The organism is Rhizobium sp. R693 (assembly GCF_002211315.1).
Lineage (GTDB): Bacteria > Pseudomonadota > Alphaproteobacteria > Rhizobiales > Rhizobiaceae > Rhizobium.
In genome coordinates this window covers 56,748-74,557 of record NZ_LOKY01000046.1, presented here as the reverse complement: position 1 = coordinate 74,557, position 17,810 = coordinate 56,748, and the positions used below count along the sequence as shown (strand labels likewise).

The window sequence follows — 17,810 nt, the reverse complement described above, 5'->3', positions numbered from 1 at the left end:
CTCCCTCGCTTTGGCGCCTCACTGGTCGTAGCTGACCACGACACGGTCGCTCAGCGGATAGCACTGGCAAGTCAAGACGTAGCCCTGGCGGACCTCATAGTCCTCGAGTGCATGGTTGACCTCCATCTCGGTCTCGCCCTCGAGCACCTTGGCCCGGCAAGTCGAACAGACGCCTGCCTTACAGGCGTAGGGGGCGTCCATGCTGTTTTCGAGAGCCGCTTCGAGCAGCGTTTGCCTCTGCTTCGGCATCTTGAAGACGCGGGTGGCGCCGTCGAGGGTTACGCTCGCCTCGCATGCAGCCTCTCTGTCGGCGGCCGAAGCGCTTTCGTCCTTGCGGCGTGCGCGGCCGGGCTGCGAGGAGGCGAAGAGCTCGAATTTGATCTGCTCGTCGCGCATGCCGTGATCGCGAAGTTCAGTTGCGATCGTCAGCATCATGGGTTCTGGACCGCAGATAAAGGCGGTATCGACCGACGTCGGATCGATCCAGTGCTTGAAGAGCGCTTTGCACTTCTCGGCGTCGATCCGGCCGGTGAAAAGGTCGATATCCTGGGCTTCGCTTTCCAGCACATGCAGAATCGACAGGCGGCCAAGATAGGTATTCTTCAGGTCGTCCAGCTCCTCACGGAACATGATCGAACTGATCTGTCGGTTTGCGTAGACGAGCGTGAAGCGCGAACGGGGCTCGCGCGCAAGCGTGGTCTTGATGATGGAGAGCACCGGGGTGATGCCGCTGCCGCCGGCAAAGCCGAGATAGCTCTTGGAAATCTCAGGTTCGATCGCGGTGAAGAACGCGCCCATCGGCGGCATCGCTTCCAGCGTATCACCGATCCGCAACTCTTCATTTGCCCAGGTCGAAAAACAGCCGCCATCCACCCGCTTGATGCCGACCCTCAAAACACCTTCGTCGCGCCCGGCACAGATCGAATAAGATCGGCGCAGCTCCTCGCCGTCGAACTTGCGGCGGAACGTCAGGTACTGACCCTGCGTGAAATCGAAGGCACCACGGTCCTCGTCTTGCGGTGCGAGGGTGACGACCACGGCATCGCGCGTTTCGCGCCTGACGTCGGTGACCTGAAGGGAATGGAAACGCGCCATATTGCGGACCTCACTTAAGCAAAGGGTCAGATGCACTTGAAATAATCGAATGGTTCCAGACAGTCGGCACAGCGATAGCTCGCCTTGCAGGGCGTCGAGCCGAACTGGCTGATCTTTTCCGTGTTCGTCGATCCGCAGCGGGGACAGGCGATCCTCAGATTGGTGCGGCCGGACAGCCGGTCAGTGCGCTGGCGCAGAGCGCCGTCTGTCGCGCTGCCGTCGACCGGCGGGGCGATGCCGTAGGCGCGCAGCTTGTCGCGCCCGGTCGGGCTGATCCAGTCGGTCGTCCAGGCGGGCGAAAGCTGGCGCTGCAGCCGCAGCTTTTCGATCCCTTTCTCCTTGAGCGCCCGCTGGATATCGAGGCTGATGATTGCCGTTGCCGGACAGCCGGAATAGGTCGGCGTCACCGTCACAACCAGCGTGTCGCCCTCAAAGGCGACATCGCGGATGATGCCGAGATCGACAAGCGAGATCACCGGGATTTCCGGATCCGGGACCTCCTCAAGCCACTGCCAGACATCGGCCGTAGATGGCAAAGTTGCGGTCGTCATAACCGCCTCCTTCCGTTACCAGGTCGCGCCTGGATAGGCTCGCTGCAGAAACTGCAGGTCAGCCAGAATGAAGCCCATGTGCTCGGTGTGAACACCGCGCTTGCCGCCTTTATGCATAAAATCATCGGCTGGCTTTTTGAGCGTCGCTTCGTTAAGGGCCTCGCCAACAAGCTCGTCCCATTTTACCTTCATACTTTCAGGCTGCGGTGCAATGCCTGCTGAAGAAAGCTCGACATCGATCGCGTCGCCGATGAAGAGTTCGCCGGTATAGGCCCACAGCTCGTCAAGTGCCTCCTGCATTCGCCGGTGGCTTTCGGCGGTGCCATCGCCAAGACGGATGATCAGATCGCGGCTGCGATCAAGATGGTAGGCCACTTCCTTAAAAGCCTTTTCCGCGATGTCGGCGATGCGCTTGTCTGTCGATGACGACAGTGCCTTCAACATCAGGAAATGCCAGGCGTCAAACAGGAACTGACGCATCAGCGTCTTGCCGAAATCGCCGTTCGGACGTTCGACAAGCAGGACGTTGTGGAAGTCGCGGGTATCGCGCAGATAGGCGAGATTGTCGGCGCTGCGACCCCGACCTTCAATCTCGCCGGCAAGGCCGAGCCAGAGCTGGGTCTGGCCGATCAGGTCAAGGGCCGTGTTGGAAAGCGCAATGTCCTCTTCAAGTGCCGGCGAATGCCCGCACCATTCGGACACGCGATGGCCGAGGATCAGCGTATTGTCGCCGAGGCGGGTCAGGAACTCGAAAAGCGCCGTGTCGCTGACCGACACATTGGGGATCGCGCTCATCACATATGCCCCACTTCTTCGGGAATGTCGAAGAACGTCGGATGGCGATAGACCTTCGAATTTGACGGATCGAACAGCGGACCCTTTTCCGACGGTGCGCTGGCCGTGATGTCGCTGGAACGAACCACCCAGATGCTCACACCCTCGTTTCGACGGGTATAGACGTCGCGGGCGTTGTTGACGGCCATCTCGGCATCGGGTGCATGAAGGCTGCCAACATGTCGGTGATTGAGGCCGTGCTGGCCGCGGATGAAGACTTCCCAGAGGGGCCATTCACTGGACATCGGTGTTTCTCCCTGCTTGCGACTCCTCGGTCGAAGGCCGAAAAATCGCGTAGTTGTTACGATGGTAACTGCTCATGCGGCGCCTACCGGCGCCTTGACGCTATTCGGCAGCGATCCCAGCGGCGTCGCGTCGTGATTTCATCTTTTCGGCATGGGCAATGAGACCATCACGGAACCACGCACCGTCGTTCCACGCCTTCTGGCGGGCACCGAGGCGCTCGGCATTGCACGGGCCGTTGCCCGCGATGACGGCGAAGAACTCGGTCCAGTCGGGCTCGCCGAAGTCATAGCCGCCCTTTTCCTCGTTCCACTTCAAATCGGGATCGGGCACCGTCAGGCCAAGAAATTCAGCTTGTGGGACTGTCTGGTCGACGAACTTCTGGCGCAGCTCGTCGTTCGAGTTCTGCTTGATCTTCCAGGACATCGACTGGGCCGAGTGCACTGATGCATCGTCAGAGGGGCCAAACATCATCAGCGATGGCCACCACCAGCGGTTCAAGGCGTCCTGGACCATTTCCTTCTGGGCGGGCGTGCCCTTGACCATTTTCATCAGGATGTCGAAGCCCTGCCGCTGATGGAAACTTTCTTCCTTGCAGATGCGAACCATGGCGCGGGCGTAAGGCCCGTAGGAACAACGTTGCAGTGGCACCTGGTTCATGATCGCCGCACCATCGACCAGCCAGCCGATCGCGCCGATATCGGCCCAGCTGAGCGTCGGATAGTTGAAGATCGAGGAGTACTTCGCCTTGCCACTGTGCAGCTGTTCGTACATCTCGTCCCGGCTGATGCCGAGTGTCTCGGCGGCGCAATAAAGGTAGAGACCGTGACCGGCCTCATCCTGCACCTTGGCGAGCAATATTGCCTTGCGCTCGAGTGTTGGGGCGCGGGTGATCCAGTTGCCCTCCGGCAGTTGGCCGACGATCTCGGAATGCGCATGCTGGCTGATCTGGCGCATCAGCGTCTTGCGATAACCTTCCGGCATCCATTCCTTCGGCTCGATCTTCTGGCCGGCGTCGATGCGTTCCTGGAAGGCACGTTCGACCGGATCCATCTCATCGAGCGTCTTGACGCGGGCGCTGTCGGTCTTGACCATCTGTGCGTACATGGTTCGTCTCCTTTGCCGTCGCGCGTCAGACGCGCTCGAGGATGATTGCGATGCCTTGGCCGACACCAATGCACATGGTGCAAAGCGCATAGCGACCGCCCTGGCGGTGCAATTGATAGGTTGCCGTCGTCACCAGTCGGGCGCCGCTCATGCCCAGCGGATGGCCCATCGCAATGGCGCCACCATTCGGATTGACATGGGGCGCATCATCGGGGAGGTCCAGATCGCGCAGCACGGCGAGCGCCTGGGCGGAAAATGCCTCGTTCAGCTCGATCACGTCCATTTGGCCGAGCGAAAGACCAGCACGCTCTAGGACGCGTCGGGCAGCGGGTGCCGGAGCGACCCCCATGATGCGCGGTTCGACGCCGGCTGCCGCCATCGCGACGATGCGCGCCTTCGCCGTCAGGCCTTGTGCCTTTGCGGCCGCCTCGCTTGCAATGATAAGGGCGGCCGCACCGTCATTGACGCCCGACGCATTGCCGGCCGTGACGGTAAGATCAGGGCCATTGACGCCCTTCAATTTTGAAAGTTGGTCGATCGTCGTGCCCGGGCGCGGGTGTTCGTCGCGATCGACGACGACGGGATCTCCCTTTTTCTGCGCGACCTTGACGGCAACCAGTTCGTCCGCAAACAAGCCCGCTTCCTGGGCAGCCGCCCAACGCGCATGGCTGCGGGCCGCGAATGCATCCTGGTCGGCGCGACTGACGCCAAAATCGGCCGCCACATTGTCGGCTGTCTGAGGCATGGAATCGACACCGAACTCAGCCTTCATCTTCGGATTGACGAAGCGCCAGCCGATCGTGGTGTCGTAGACGGCGTTGGCGCGGGAAAAGGCGCTGTCTGCTTTCGGCATGACAAAGGGCGCTCGGCTCATGCTTTCAACGCCGCCGGCAATGACGAAGTCACAATCGCCGGCGCGGATGGCTCTTGCAGCCATTCCGACGGCATCCATGCCGGATCCGCACAGGCGGTTGACGGTGGTTGCTGGAACGGTGATCGGCATGCCCGATAGCAGCACCGCCATGCGGGCTACGTTGCGATTGTCTTCGCCCGCCTGATTGGCGCAGCCATAAATGAGATCATCGACCTTGTTCCAGTCGACATCAGGATTGCGTTCAATCAGCGCCGCAAGGGGCAGGGCTGCCAGATCGTCTGCGCGCACCGTCGCCAACGCCCCGCCATAGCGACCGATGGGTGTGCGAACGGCATCACAGATGAACGCTTCCGACATGCACGATTTCCTCCTGCTCCCAAAGGTGATCAATCTCATATTGATTAACCGACCGATCGGTCATGTATTTAGCATGTCATATGTCACAGATCAATGGCGTATTTGCGTAGATGTGTGATGTTTAATGTTGCTGGGAAAATTCTAGCACAAAAGCCGCGTACCGACCTGAAAAGCATTGGGAACGGAGCGTTAGCTGGTCTTGCTGGTAAGTGTCTCAACGCGACGACTGGTTGCAGGCGTTGAGGCCGGCAGGGGGCCGGAAGCCGTCAGGAATGTTCGGGCTACGAACGCATCCGCCGCGGGCGAGAGCCGTCGATAGACCCGTGAGAATAGCTGCCGCGCCGCTTTGCCCGGCCACTCGTCGGGCAGGGCACAGGCTGGCAGCCTTGGATCGTGAAGATGGACGGTGCGAAACCGATGCACCAGGAGAAGCCGAATGATAAGCGCCGTCGCCGGTGAAATCCCGGCAGTCTCGGCCGAATCGGACATCGAACCGAACTGCTCCAGGAATGTTTCATAAGCGCGGGCATGGGCCGGTAGGTCCCAATATTCCAAGGCAAAGGCCTGAAGGGCGTCGTGGTCCTGCGGGACGTCTGCGCGAAATACCAAGCCGGGAATTGCTTCGGCCGAAAGCCTTGCGGGTCCAACCGTCAGGCGGTTGGCAAGACGGGCATGGCCTGCACGCTTGAGCGTTTGCATGGCCTCTTCGACGGAGGGCCCCAAGACATGGACGAACTGCCAGCTGTCCTCCTCAGGAGTGCCAAACAGCACATGCGCTGCGGCAGCAAACTCGCTGCCCGCCGACCGCGACAGCCGGTAATAGCTGCGCCGGCCCTGTCGCTCACCGCAAAGCTGTCCTGCAGCAACAAGCCGCGAGACGGCAGTGCGCACGAGCGTCTCGCTGATGCCGACGTCTGCACAGGTCTCGATCAGGTTGCCAATCCATGCGATGCCGCCACGCGGTTCGACGACGTCGCCGTAGATCGTCACGATAAAACCCGCTGCCTTAAGTGGGTTTTCGGCAAGAATCCGTCGGATCAGTTCGCTAGCCCGGGCATCTGCCTGATTGGTCGCTGCCGTCACCGGTTCCTCCTTGGATGATGGCTGTGCGATCTATCATATCAAGCAGGCCTCCGCACCCCCACCACGAGATGCGGTGCCTTTGGCGAAATCGCGATGAACGGTTCTTGAGAGCCGCCGATAGTGGCTGCCGTCGTCTCCGAGGGCATTGTGGGCGGGCACCGAGCAGGAACATCTCCCGGTCAGCAAGCCGGGACAGCAGTGCATCTGGCGAGCCTGGTCGGGGCATGGTTCTTCGCCAAGCTGTTTGCGATCGGCGTCGATCGAAGATAGCGCCCAAAGCTCCCGGCCTGCCGTTCTTCGTTACCGCCCTGCTGATGCTCGGCGGGTTGGTCGTCGCTTCGAGGAAATCGATCGCAAACCTTCTCCGCGTTCCCGTTGCCAAGCGCGCAGGCCTGCGCGGATCAGAGCTTATGCAGTTTTCTGTTCCGTTGCTACTCAAACCCCGGATCTCGGCGGATACGGCCGCTTGTCCATAAATGTTTCATGCGTTCGGGGTGAAGCACATGCTTGCACGCTCTTGCAGCAATGTGCAGAGTCGTTGCAAACGGAGATTGAATCGCGTGTCTGAGAAGGTATTTGTGAGCGCCCAGGAGGTCGCCGACAGGGCGGGGGTTTCACGATCCGCCGTGTCGCGGACGTTCACGCCGGGCGCCAGCGTTTCAGCAGAGACGCGACGGCGCGTCCTCGAAGCTGCCGAAGAGCTTGGCTACCATGTCAACGAGCTTGCGCGCGGTCTCATGCGCAATGAGAGCGGCATCGTCTGTCTGATCGTGTCCGACGTCGCGACACCTTACCGGTCTGCGCTGCTGCGCGAACTGACGTTGCTGCTGCAAAACACCGGCAAGGTCGCGATGCTGATCAATACGGATCGCTCGGACGGCAGTATTGATCGTGCTCTTCGTCAAGCGATCCGCTACCGCGCCGATGCATCGATCATTCTTTCAGGCATGCCGGATAACTCGATCGTGCAACTCTGCCTGCGCAGCGGACAGCGGCTTGTTCTCATTAATCGCGACGACGAACAGCCCGGTCCTTTGCGGATTAACCTCGACGATTACGAGGCGGCCGGACGTGTGGTCACGGCCTTCGTCAGAGCAGGATGCCGAAAGCTGGCCTTTGCCAATTCGGAAGCAGGAACGCCGAGCCTGATGGCGAGAGAACGTGGTTTTGTTGCAGCGGCAGCAGCTCTCGGGACGGAAGTTACCGTCGATCGCTATGGCTGGACGGGCTATGAGGCGGGAAAAGTCTTGGCACAGCGAATGTTGACGCGCACCGAGCGCCCGGATGCCGTCTTCTGTGCAACCGATCTCTTGGCTTGCGGCTTCATGGACGCTGCCCGCCACCAGTTCTCGATCTCGGTGCCGGGCCAACTCTGCATTGCAGGTTTCGATGATATTGAGCAAGCCTCGTGGTCTTCGTATAACCTGACGACTTTCGCCCAGCCGGTTTCGGCGATCGCTGTCAAAGCGGTCGAGTGGCTTTCGCTTCCGCGGGCGGAGAACGATGGCACCACTCGCGGACAGTCGATCAGACTTCATGCCGAACTGGTTTGGCGTGGGTCGATTCGAGGTGGCTAGAACCTTTCCGCTTTTCTCGGAAGCTCTATCTGCTCTGCCGATGGATGCTCCGCACTTTTCCTAGAATCTCTTACCGGACAACGCCCCAAAAGTTTAGGCCGCTGGCTTATGCTAGCTGACTTTTCGGCTGAGCGGACCTGCGCCACTACCGCATTCGGCAGCGCCCGATCGGCCCGGTACGCCGTTTGTTCATATTATCCGCTGGATGTGCCCGTGATACGGATTTTGGGTACGCGCGGACAGGCCCGCCGGCCTCGGCAATAGCTGGCCGTGTACCGAGGCAATCCGGGGCATAGGCGAAAGATTTGCAGTTAGGGCCAGGTCTATGGAACATCGCCGGGAGATTGATGGGCTTCGCGCTATCGCCGTGGTGCCGGTCGTTCTGTGGCACGCGGGTTTTGCTCCTTTCAGCGGGGGGTTTGTCGGCGTCGACATCTTCTTCGTCATCTCGGGATTTCTTATCACGGGAATCATTATTCACGAACTTGACGAGGGACGCTTCTCGCTCACGCGGTTCTACGAACGCCGCGCCCGGCGCATCCTTCCGGCCCTTTTCGTCGTTGTCGTCGCGTGCGTCCCCTTCGCATGGTTCTGGATGCTGCCGGACATGTTGGAGAACTTTGGGCAAAGCGTCGTCGCAACCTTGCTCTTTGCCAACAACCTGCTGCTTGCCAAGACGAGCGGCTACTGGGATCTGGAAGCGGAGTTCAAGCCGCTGCTGCATACCTGGAGCCTCGGCGTCGAGGAGCAATATTATGTGCTTTTCCCATTGCTGTTGCTGATCCTGTGGCGTTGGGGGCGCAAATTCGCTGTGGTAGCCACGGCGGTCATCCTGCTGGCAAGTTTCGCCATGTGTGAGATCGGCGGTCATCTCTCTCCGCAAGTAAATTTCTACCTGACTACCTCGCGCGCATGGGAAATCCTCGTCGGCTCGATCTGCGCATTTGTCGGCTTGCGTCTATCGAGGACAAGCAACGAAGCGCTCTCCGCTGCCGGCCTGCTTCTGATAGCCGTCTCGATTTTCCTCTACGACAAGAACGTTCCCTTTCCCTCGCTATTCACGGTTGTGCCGGTCGTCGGCACTGCGCTGGTACTGCTGTTTGCGCGTCAAGGGACCATCGCTTGCAGCGTGCTTTCACTGCCGCCACTGGTTGGCATTGGGCTGATAAGCTACAGCGTCTATCTCTGGCACCAGCCGTTGTTTGCCTTTGCACGGACCTACAGCCTCGAACCCCTCACCCCCCTATCTTGACTGCCCTCGTAGCAGCAACCTTGATACTTGCCTGGTTAACATGGAAGTTTGTCGAGACTCCCTTTCGAGATCGCTCCGTTACGCCCATCCGGCTCGTTGGGACGACACTCGCTACGGCCGCGACAGTACTGCTTTCAGTCGGGCTAGGAGCGCACTTCAGCCATGGCTTTCCCGGTCGCGTCTTCAACGGCACCGACGAGCGTGGGATGGTCATCGCTTACAATGCGGCTGTGTTCCGCTTCAAGGAGGACGATTTTCCGAACAATGGAAGACGGAACGTACTGGTGATGGGCGACAGCACAGGGCGCGATTTCGTCAACATCATTGAGGAGGCCAGGCGCCAAAGGGACTACAACCTGATCTATCGGGACGACTATGAATGCCCAAGCAAGGCACCGCCCTCTGCCAAACTCACCCGGCTTTTCGACGAGGCCGATGTCTTCATCATCGTCTATATCGCCGCCCCTTGTGCCGGCCAACTGGTCGCGGATATCGGCGCAGAAAATGCAAAGAAGCTAATCGTCGTCGGGCCGAAACACTTCGGTTACAATCTCAATCCCTTCCTGCGAACGCCGTCTGATGAACGCGCGGCCGCGCGGGCCAAAGTGCTTCCGTCCGTCGTCGATGAAAATAACATCCAGCGCGCGACGCTTCCGCCGGGGGGCAAGTTCATCGATCTTCTGCACCTTGTCGGCAGGGACGGCACGACGCTGCCAGTGTTCGATGAAAACGGTCATTTCCTATCGCAGGACAGGGTCCACCTGACAAAGCCAGGGGCCATCTACTTCGCGCAACGCATATTCACGGATCCGGCGTTAGCGGCCCTTCATTAGATCTTTGCGCAACTGTGACGCACGCGAACCGACCTCGACTACTAGGCCCAACCCGTTACTTCCATTCCCAGAACACAGCAGATGAAAATGGCCGCTGCTGCACCACGCTGTCTGCTCGGATCGCCTTCCGCTCGTAGGCTGCTGCATCGGCCTCCCCGTTCAACCCGACAACGTGCATCCTGGTTGATGCCGTCTTTGGCTGACCTTTCTTGCGGTAGATGAAGTATATGGCGCACGTCGGATACTGCCAGTTGTCGGTCAAAAGCTCGGCAAACTGCTTCGCGTCCTTTTCGCGTCCCTGTCCGGTAAAGGCCAGAAACTGCCCGAGATTGAAAAATCCGCTGAACAGGGCATAGGCGTCTTGCTGCTGCATCTGGACCGCTCGGCCCGTCGTGAAGTCGCGACGGTAAGACAGGCCCTCTGCCTGCCCCTTCAGCTTCTTCTCGGAATAGCTGACGAGGTTCTTCTGTGCCAGCAGTTCCATCGTCAGCTCATAGGTCTGATAGCGCTCAGTGCTGGCGTGAAGGTCGTCGATCCTGGCTTTCAAATCAGCGATATAGTCTCGGCAAAATGCTGCGGCCATTCCCAATTGCTCCGGTCTTGATTGGAGCGCTAGCTAGCAGATAAAGCGGCGTGTCCAAACAGGTATCGTGCTTCCGGTGCCGATCATGCGCCAAAACGGCGTTCAGATGTGCAACGCGTGCCCCAGCGCCTTCAACGCTGCTTCCTGGATAGCCTCGCTACGCGTCGGATGCGCGTGGATGGTACCCGCGAGGTCTTCCAGCCGCGCGCCCATCTCGATTGCCAGCGCAAAGTCAGCCGAGAGTTCGGATACGCCGGCACCGACGGCCTGCAGGCCAAGGACAAGACCGGTATCGGCACGCGCGACGACCCGCACGAAGCCTTCCTCAGACAGCATCGTCATGGCGCGGCCATTTGCGCTGAACGGAAATTGTCCGACACGGATCGCGTAGCCTTGAGCACGAGCCTCATCCGGTGAAAGCCCCGCCGTTACGATTTCCGGATCGGTAAAGCAGATTGCCGGGATGCAGCGTTTGTCCCAGGCGCGCTTTTTTCCGGCAACAATCTCTGCGACCATTTCCCCCTGTGCCATGGCACGATGGGCGAGCATCGGTTCACCGGTGATATCGCCGATCGCGTAGACGCCCCGCATCGAGGTGCGGCAACGATCGTCGATGCGCAGATATGGTCCGGTGCGATCGAGATCGAGTTCGTCGATCCCCGATCCGGCGATCTTCGGACGGCGACCGACGGTCACCAGCACGCGATCGGCGGGAAGCAACTGTTGCTGGCCGTCCGGCATTCCGACGGCCAGCGCATCGCCGTCGTGCGACAGGCCCTTAGCTTGTGCGCCTGTCAGAACGCGAACACCGAGCTCGCCAAGGCGTCGTGCAACCGGCCGTACGAGATCGGCATCATATTGCGGCAGTATCTGCTGCATGGCTTCAACGACTGTTACGTCCGAGCCCAGCTTGGCGAATGCGGTGCCAAGCTCGAGGCCGATATAGCCTCCACCCACGACAACGAGTTGCTTTGGCAATTCGACGAGTGAAAGCGCTTCCGTCGACGAAATGACCCTCCCTGCGAAGGGCAGGGCAGCGAGTTCGACGGGTTCGGAACCTGTAGCAATCACCACCGTCTCGGCGCGAATGACCTGCACGCCCACTTCGGTGTCGACCTCCACCGTTTTGCCGTCACGGAAGGTCGCCCGGCCGTGAACGATCTTGACCCTTGCCTTCTGCAGGAGGGCAGAAACGCCTCCATTCAACCGCCCGACGATACCGTCCTTCCAGGCGATCGTCTTTGCAAGGTCGATCGATGCAGCCTCGACACGAATGCCCATGGCGTTCCTGCCGGCAAGCATTTGTCTCGTTACGCCAAACTCTCCGGCTGCGTGAATGAGGGCCTTTGAGGGAATGCAGCCGACATTCAGGCAGGTGCCGCCGGGTTTGTCGGCTTCAACGATGACGGTGTCGAGGCCGAGTTGTCCGGCCCGGATAGCGCAGACATAGCCCCCCGGTCCGGCGCCGATGACAAGAAGCTTGCAGACGATCTCTTTCATGGATCCTAGCTTTCGATGAAGATAAGGGCAGGGGTTTCAAGAAGGAGCCGGACACGTTGGACGAAGGTGGCTGCATCCCATCCGTCGATGATGCGATGGTCGAAACTCGAGGACAGGTTCATCATCTTGCGCGGGACAAACTGGGTTCCATCCCAGGCCGGTCGCACGGCGATCTTGTTGACCCCGACGATCGCGACTTCCGGATGGTTGATGACAGGCGTCGAGACGATGCCGCCGAGAGCACCGAGTGAACTGATGGTGATGGTCGAGCCACCAAGTTCGTCGCGGGTCGCAGTGCCGGCGCGTGCAGCTTCCGCAAGGCGCCCGATCTCACTGGCGCAATCCCAGATGCCGCGCGCCTCGGCGTTCTTGACCACCGGGACGACAAGCCCGGCCGGTGTCTGCGCGGCAATACCGATATTGACGGCGCCATGGCGGATCAGAATGCCCTTCTCGTCGTCGAAGGTCGCGTTGACGTTCGGTTGCTCGGCGACCGCCTTTACGATAGCCCGCATCAAGAACGGCAGCACCGTGAGTTTCGGCTGCTCGCGCTTGCGGTCGCGGTTCATCGTCGCCCGCAACTCCTCAAGCGCGGTCATGTCGACTTCCTCGACATAGGTGATGTGAGGAATGCGGGAGGTCGACAACGACATTTTCTCGGCGATCCGCCGCCTGAGGCCAGTAAGCTTGACCTCTTCGGTCGACGTCTTCTTCGCCATGGCCGGCTGGATGGAAGACGGCTCGCCACGGGCAATGAATTGTTCGACGTCCTCGCGAAGGACGCGCCCGGCGGGACCCGACCCCTTGAGTTGGCGCAGGTCGACGCCGCTTTCCCTGGCAAACAGCCGCACCGATGGTGATGCCAGGGGCTTTTCTGCCAGAGCCGCAGCCTCGGGGCGTGGCGCACTTGCGGCCTTCGGTTGAGGCGGCGGGGCTGGCGCAACAGCCGGGGGTGGGCTTGCGGTCGCTTTGGCGGGAACTTCGGCAGGACGCGCTTCGACGTGGTCGCTCGCCTCGCCGCCACTCGTCTCGATCCTGACGAGCGGAGCCTTGACGGCGATCTTGTCGCCGATTTCAGCGCCCAGCCATACGACGGTTCCGGTGACTGGCGATGGGATCTCGACCGTCGCCTTGTCGGTCATGACGGCAGCGATGACCATATCCTCCTTGACGGGGTCACCTGCCTTGACATGCCATTCCACAAGCTCGGCCTCGGCCACGCCTTCGCCGACATCGGGCATCTTGATGATAAACTCGCCCATGTGTCAGGCCTCCATGACTTCGGCAAGGGCGCGTCCGACGCGCCCGGGGCCGGGAAAGTAGTCCCATTCCTGGGCGTGTGGATAGGGCGTATCCCAACCGGCGACGCGCACGACCGGTGCTTCGAGGTGGTAGAAGCAATGCTCCTGCACGAGGGAGACGATCTCCGCGCCGAACCCCGAAGTCAGTGTCGCCTCGTGAACGACCACGCAACGTCCTGTCTTGTTGACCGATTGCACGATCGCATCGAGATCGAGCGGCAGCAGGCTGCGCAGGTCGATCACTTCGGCGTCGATGCCCGTGTCTTCGGCAGCGGCGAGCGCGACGTGCACCATCGTGCCGTAAGTGATCACCGTCACGGCCGAACCCGACCGGCGCACGTCCGCCTTGCCGATGGGAATAGAGTAGTGTCCCTCTGGCACTTCGCCGAGTTCATGCTTCGACCAGGGTGTCACAGGCCGCTCGTGATGGCCATCGAACGGCCCATTATAGAGCCGTTTCGGCTCCAGGAACATTACCGGATCCGGATCCTCGATCGCCGCGATCAGCAGTCCCTTCGCGTCATAGGGATTAGAGGGAACGACGACCTTCAAGCCGCAGACATGCGTAAACAACGCTTCCGGACTCTGACTGTGCGTCTGGCCGCCGAAGATGCCGCCGCCGGTCGGCATGCGCAGCACGATCGGGCATGTGAAGTCGCCGTTCGAGCGATAGCGGATGCGCGCTGCCTCCTGGGTGATCTGGTCATAGGCCGGATACATGTAATCGGCGAACTGGATCTCGACGCAGGGTTTCAGCCCGTAGGCGGCCATGCCGATGGCGGTCCCGACAATGCCGGATTCGCTGATCGGCGTGTCGAAACAGCGTGTCTTGCCATACTTCGCCTGCAGCCCTTGGGTACAGCGAAAGACGCCCCCGAAATATCCGACATCCTCGCCGAACACGACGACGTTGTCGTCGCGGCCCATTGAGACGTCCATGGCGCTGCGTACCGCTTCAATCATCGTCATTCTGGCCATGTCAGAAACCTGCCTTCTGCCGTTGGCGACGAATGTGCGGCGGCATTTCTGCATAAACGCCTTCGAAGATGTCGCGCACGGAAGGTTTGCCGCCAGCATGTAGCGTGCCGTGATGCTCGGCCTGCTTCTGGGCTTCGATGACCTCGTCCATGATTTCGGCTTCGGCCTGCACGTGGCGCTCTTGCGACCACACTCCCCTGACGATCAGATGCTTCTTCAGGCGCAGGACCGGGTCGCCAAGCGGCCAGGCTTCGGACTCCGTCTTCGGTCGATAGGCGCTCGGGTCATCCGATGTCGAATGCGCGCCGACGCGATAGGTGACATATTCGATCAATGTCGGGCCGAGATTCCGCCTGGCACGCTCGGCCGCCCAGCAGGCGACGGCGTAGACGGCGAGGTAATCGTTGCCGTCTACGCGCAACGCCGGAATGCCAAAGCCAAGTCCACGTGCGGCAAACGTCCCGGAGCCGCCACGCGCAATGCCCTGGAAAGTGGAAATTGCCCATTGATTGTTGACGATGTTGAGGATCACCGGTGCTTTGTAGGTGGAGGCAAAAACCAGTGCGGAGTGGAAGTCGGATTCGGCAGTGGAACCATCTCCGATCCAGCCCGCCGCAATCCTTCTGTCGTTCTTGATGGCAGACGCCATGGCCCAGCCGACAGCCTGTACGTATTGCGTCGCAAGGTTTCCGGAGATCGTGAAGAAACCGTGCTGCTTCGACGAATACATGATTGGCAGCTGGCGGCCGTGCAGCGGATCGCTCTCATTCGAGAAGATCTGGTTCATCATCTCGACCATCGGGTAGCCGTCGGCGATCAGGAGACCCGCCTGCCGGTAGGTCGGAAAATTCATGTCACCCTTTTGGAGTGCCTTGCGGAAGGCGCAGCTGACGGCCTCCTCGCCGAGATGCTGCATGTAGAAGGACGTCTTGCCCTGGCGTTGCGCCATCAGCATGCGGGCGTCAAAGGCGCGAAGCTTCATCATGTTGCGCAGGCCGGTCAGTAACTGGTCGTCGGAAAGCATGCCTGACCAGGGGCCGACTGCTTCGCCTTCGCGATTGAGCACGCGGATGATCGAATAGGCGAGATCGCGGATTTCCTCTGGCGCAACGTCTATCTCGGGGCGCGGCACAAGGCCGGCCTTGGCAATCTTCACGTTGGAAAAATCGGGTTGGCCGCCCGGTCGCACGGCAGGTTCCGGAACATGGAGGCTCAGTTGAGCAGCGTCCGTCATATCGTGTTTCCCTCCACTGCGCTTGTCCTTCTCGCCTCAGAAACGGCACAGCGCATTTTTGTTATAGATTGCGTGCGATCACCATTTTCTGCACGTCGCTCGTTCCTTCATAGATCTGGCAGATGCGGACATCCCGATAGATTCGCTCGACGGGATAATCGGACATATAGCCATAGCCCCCATGGATCTGGATCGCATCCGAGCAGACCCGCTCTGCCATCTCGGACGCGAAAAGCTTGGCCATCGATGCCTGCGAAAGGCAGGGCAGACCATTGTCGCGCAACGCCGCAGCGTGAAAGACGAGCTGGCGGGCTGCTTCGATCTGGGTCGCCATGTCGGCAAGCCGGAAGGCTACAGCCTGATGTTCGATAATCGCCTTGCCGAAGGCCGTGCGTTCACGCGCATAGTCGCGTGCCGATTCAAAAGCAGCACGCGCCATGCCAACGGCCTGAGCGCCAATGCCGATCCGTCCGCCTTCGAGGTTTGCCAATGCGATCCGATATCCCTCGCCGTCGGCGCCCAACCTCAAATCAGCGGGGATCCGCATGCCGTTGAAGGCAATCTGGCAGGTGTCAGTCGAATGCAGCCCAAGCTTTTCCTCGACGCGGATCACTTCATAGCCTGACGTATCGGTCGGCACGATGAAGGCGGTGATCCCCTTCTTGCCGGCGTCCGGATCGGTCACCGCAAAGACGATGACCATCTGGCCGTTCTTGCCCGAGGTGATGAACTGCTTGGCACCGTCGAGGACGTAGTGATCGCCATCGCGGCGCGCGCGGCTGCGCAGATTGGATGCGTCTGAACCCGCTTGAGGTTCCGTCAGCGCAAAGCCGCCAATCCATTCGCCACTGGCAAGCCTGGGAAGGAAACGCTGCTTCTGCTCGTCGGTGCCGAACTTCAGGATCGGCACGCAGGCGACGGAACTATGAACGCTCATGATGGTGGAGCACGGCCCGTCGCCCGCGGCGATCTCCTCCAGCGCGGCTGCGTAGGCAAGTGTGCCGGTGTCGGAGCCACCATACTGTTCCGGGACCAGCATGCCGAGCAGGCCGAGTTCGCCCATCTCATCAAGCTCCTCGCGCGGGAACCTGTGTTCCCTGTCACGGGCGGCCGCTCCGGGCCAAAGCCGCTCGCGGGCGAAATCTCTGGCGAGATCGCGGATTTGCTGCTGCAGTTCGGAAAGGATCATGCTGGTCTCCTCCCGGCCCTTCCTAGTGACGCTCGATCGCCAAGGCGGTTGCCTCGCCACCGCCAATGCACAAAGCTGCCATGCCGCGTTTCAGATCATAACGCTCGAGGGCGGCAAGCAGAGTGACGAGAATGCGTGCGCCCGACGCACCGATCGGGTGGCCAAGCGCGCAGGCCCCACCATGGACGTTTACCTTTTCGTCCGGCAACCGGAGGTCGCGCATTGCAGCCATGGCGACGACGGCAAATGCTTCGTTGATCTCGAAGAGATCGACGGTGTCAAGCGGCCAGCCGGTGCGATCGGACAGCGTCCGCAAGGCACCGATCGGCGCAGTGGCAAAGAGACTGGGCGCCTGCGAATGCGTGGCGTGGCCGGTGACCGTCGCAAGGGGTTGCAAACCCTTTCGTTCGGCTTCGGAACGACGCATCAGCACGAGAGCGGCAGCGCCGTCGGAGATCGAGCTGGAATTGGCGGCCGTTACTGTGCCACCGTCGCGAAAGGCTGGCTTGAGGAGGGGGATCTTGTCGATCTTCGCCTTGCCTGGCTGTTCATCCCGGCTGACCGTCTGCTCGGCCTTTCCCGCTGCGATTGTGACCGGCGTGATCTCGGCATCGAAGTAGCCCGCATCGATGGCCCTTTGAGCGCGGGTGAGCGACGTCACTGCGTAACGATCCTGCGCCTCGCGCGTGAACTGGTAAGCTTCAGCACAGTCCTCCGCGAAGGTGCCCATCAAACGTCCCTTGTCATAAGCATCCTCCAGCCCGTCGAGGAACATATGATCGATGACGCGTCCGTGGCCGAGCCTGTAACCGCCACGGGCACGATCAAGAAGATAGGGCGCATTGGTCATGCTTTCCATGCCGCCGGCGACGCCGACAGTGGCGCTTCCAGCCGCCAACAGGTCATGGGTCAACATGACTGCCTTCATGCCGGATCCACACATCTTGTTGACCGTCGTTGCACCGGTGGAAAAGGGCAGACCGGCGCCGATTGCCGCCTGCCGGGCCGGCGCTTGTCCCTGACCGGCCGGAAGCACGCAGCCGAAGACGACTTCGTCAATGGCATCCGGGTCCACCTTCGAACGCTGAAGTGCTGCGCGCATGGCAGCCGCTCCAAGATCGGGCGCCGTTGCCTCCCTGAGTTCACCTTGGAAACCGCCGATCGGCGTGCGCGCCGTTCCGACAATGACGACGGGGTCCTGCAAAGCCATGTTCAACCC

The 17,810-nt window shown here is 60.7% G+C and carries 17 protein-coding genes; 3 read left to right on the top strand and 14 right to left on the bottom strand.

All coding sequences use genetic code 11. The features are described from left to right. Window positions 1-18 precede the first annotated feature (18 nt). From paaE to ATY79_RS24995, 7 genes are all read right to left on the bottom strand, one after another. Window positions 19-1,095 (bottom strand): 1,2-phenylacetyl-CoA epoxidase subunit PaaE, encoded by a 1,077-nt coding sequence (paaE, locus tag ATY79_RS25025; RefSeq protein WP_088705205.1) that lies wholly within the window; start codon window positions 1,093-1,095, stop codon window positions 19-21. Between the two features lie 26 nt (window positions 1,096-1,121). Beyond that, window positions 1,122-1,646 (bottom strand): 1,2-phenylacetyl-CoA epoxidase subunit PaaD, encoded by a 525-nt coding sequence (gene paaD / locus ATY79_RS25020; protein ID WP_088705204.1) that lies wholly within the window; start codon window positions 1,644-1,646, stop codon window positions 1,122-1,124. A 15-nt stretch (window positions 1,647-1,661) separates the two neighbouring features. Further along, window positions 1,662-2,441: a 1,2-phenylacetyl-CoA epoxidase subunit PaaC gene (gene paaC / locus ATY79_RS25015; RefSeq protein WP_088705203.1), complete on the bottom strand. Its 780-nt coding sequence runs from the start codon at window positions 2,439-2,441 to the stop codon at window positions 1,662-1,664. Continuing rightward, window positions 2,441-2,725, bottom strand: a complete 285-nt coding sequence (gene paaB, locus ATY79_RS25010) for a 1,2-phenylacetyl-CoA epoxidase subunit PaaB (protein WP_088705202.1) — start codon at window positions 2,723-2,725, stop codon at window positions 2,441-2,443. The genes paaC and paaB overlap by 1 nt, the downstream gene beginning before the upstream one ends. Window positions 2,726-2,825: 100 nt before the next feature. Further along, a complete protein-coding gene (gene paaA / locus ATY79_RS25005; protein WP_088705201.1) occupies window positions 2,826-3,830 on the bottom strand; it encodes a 1,2-phenylacetyl-CoA epoxidase subunit PaaA in 1,005 nt (334 codons plus the stop codon). Window positions 3,831-3,855: 25 nt separating this feature from the next. Further along, window positions 3,856-5,061, bottom strand: coding sequence for a 3-oxoadipyl-CoA thiolase (pcaF, locus tag ATY79_RS25000; RefSeq protein WP_088705200.1), 1,206 nt, complete (start codon window positions 5,059-5,061; stop codon window positions 3,856-3,858). Between the two features lie 189 nt (window positions 5,062-5,250). Beyond that, a complete protein-coding gene (locus tag ATY79_RS24995; RefSeq protein ID WP_088705199.1) occupies window positions 5,251-6,144 on the bottom strand; it encodes a PaaX family transcriptional regulator C-terminal domain-containing protein in 894 nt (297 codons plus the stop codon). Between the two features lie 560 nt (window positions 6,145-6,704). Here ATY79_RS24995 and ATY79_RS24985 point away from each other — a divergent pair. The 3 genes from ATY79_RS24985 (at window position 6,705) to ATY79_RS24975 (ending at window position 9,806) form a co-directional block, all read left to right on the top strand. Then, window positions 6,705-7,721, top strand: a complete 1,017-nt coding sequence (locus ATY79_RS24985; RefSeq protein WP_088705197.1) for a LacI family DNA-binding transcriptional regulator — start codon at window positions 6,705-6,707, stop codon at window positions 7,719-7,721. Between the two features lie 325 nt (window positions 7,722-8,046). Next, window positions 8,047-8,973 (top strand): acyltransferase, encoded by a 927-nt coding sequence (locus tag ATY79_RS24980; protein ID WP_088705196.1) that lies wholly within the window; start codon window positions 8,047-8,049, stop codon window positions 8,971-8,973. Window positions 8,974-8,993: 20 nt separating this feature from the next. Next, entirely contained in the window at window positions 8,994-9,806 is an 813-nt protein-coding gene (locus ATY79_RS24975; protein ID WP_141105764.1) for a hypothetical protein, read from the top strand. 55 nt (window positions 9,807-9,861) lie between these two features. Here ATY79_RS24975 and ATY79_RS24970 read toward each other — a convergent pair whose 3' ends face one another. The 7 genes from ATY79_RS24970 to ATY79_RS24940 form a co-directional block, all read right to left on the bottom strand. Further along, on the bottom strand, window positions 9,862-10,389 hold the full coding sequence (locus tag ATY79_RS24970; RefSeq protein ID WP_088705194.1) for a hypothetical protein: 528 nt from the start codon (window positions 10,387-10,389) through the stop codon (window positions 9,862-9,864). A gap of 102 nt (window positions 10,390-10,491) precedes the next feature. Beyond that, on the bottom strand, window positions 10,492-11,889 hold the full coding sequence (lpdA, locus tag ATY79_RS24965; RefSeq protein WP_088705193.1) for a dihydrolipoyl dehydrogenase: 1,398 nt from the start codon (window positions 11,887-11,889) through the stop codon (window positions 10,492-10,494). 5 nt (window positions 11,890-11,894) lie between these two features. Beyond that, complete coding sequence (locus ATY79_RS24960) at window positions 11,895-13,151, bottom strand: dihydrolipoamide acetyltransferase family protein (RefSeq protein ID WP_088705192.1); 1,257 nt, start codon at window positions 13,149-13,151, stop codon at window positions 11,895-11,897. A gap of 3 nt (window positions 13,152-13,154) precedes the next feature. Further along, complete coding sequence (locus ATY79_RS24955; protein WP_088705191.1) at window positions 13,155-14,168, bottom strand: alpha-ketoacid dehydrogenase subunit beta; 1,014 nt, start codon at window positions 14,166-14,168, stop codon at window positions 13,155-13,157. 1 nt (window position 14,169) lies between these two features. Next, a complete protein-coding gene (locus tag ATY79_RS24950) occupies window positions 14,170-15,402 on the bottom strand; it encodes a 3-methyl-2-oxobutanoate dehydrogenase (2-methylpropanoyl-transferring) subunit alpha (protein ID WP_088705190.1) in 1,233 nt (410 codons plus the stop codon). A gap of 61 nt (window positions 15,403-15,463) precedes the next feature. Beyond that, the gene (locus ATY79_RS24945; RefSeq protein ID WP_088705189.1) at window positions 15,464-16,591 is read right to left on the bottom strand and encodes an acyl-CoA dehydrogenase family protein; all 1,128 of its coding nucleotides are present in this window, start codon (window positions 16,589-16,591) and stop codon (window positions 15,464-15,466) included. 22 nt (window positions 16,592-16,613) lie between these two features. After that, the gene (locus ATY79_RS24940) at window positions 16,614-17,801 is read right to left on the bottom strand and encodes an acetyl-CoA C-acyltransferase (protein WP_088705188.1); all 1,188 of its coding nucleotides are present in this window, start codon (window positions 17,799-17,801) and stop codon (window positions 16,614-16,616) included. Window positions 17,802-17,810: the final 9 nt, after the last annotated feature.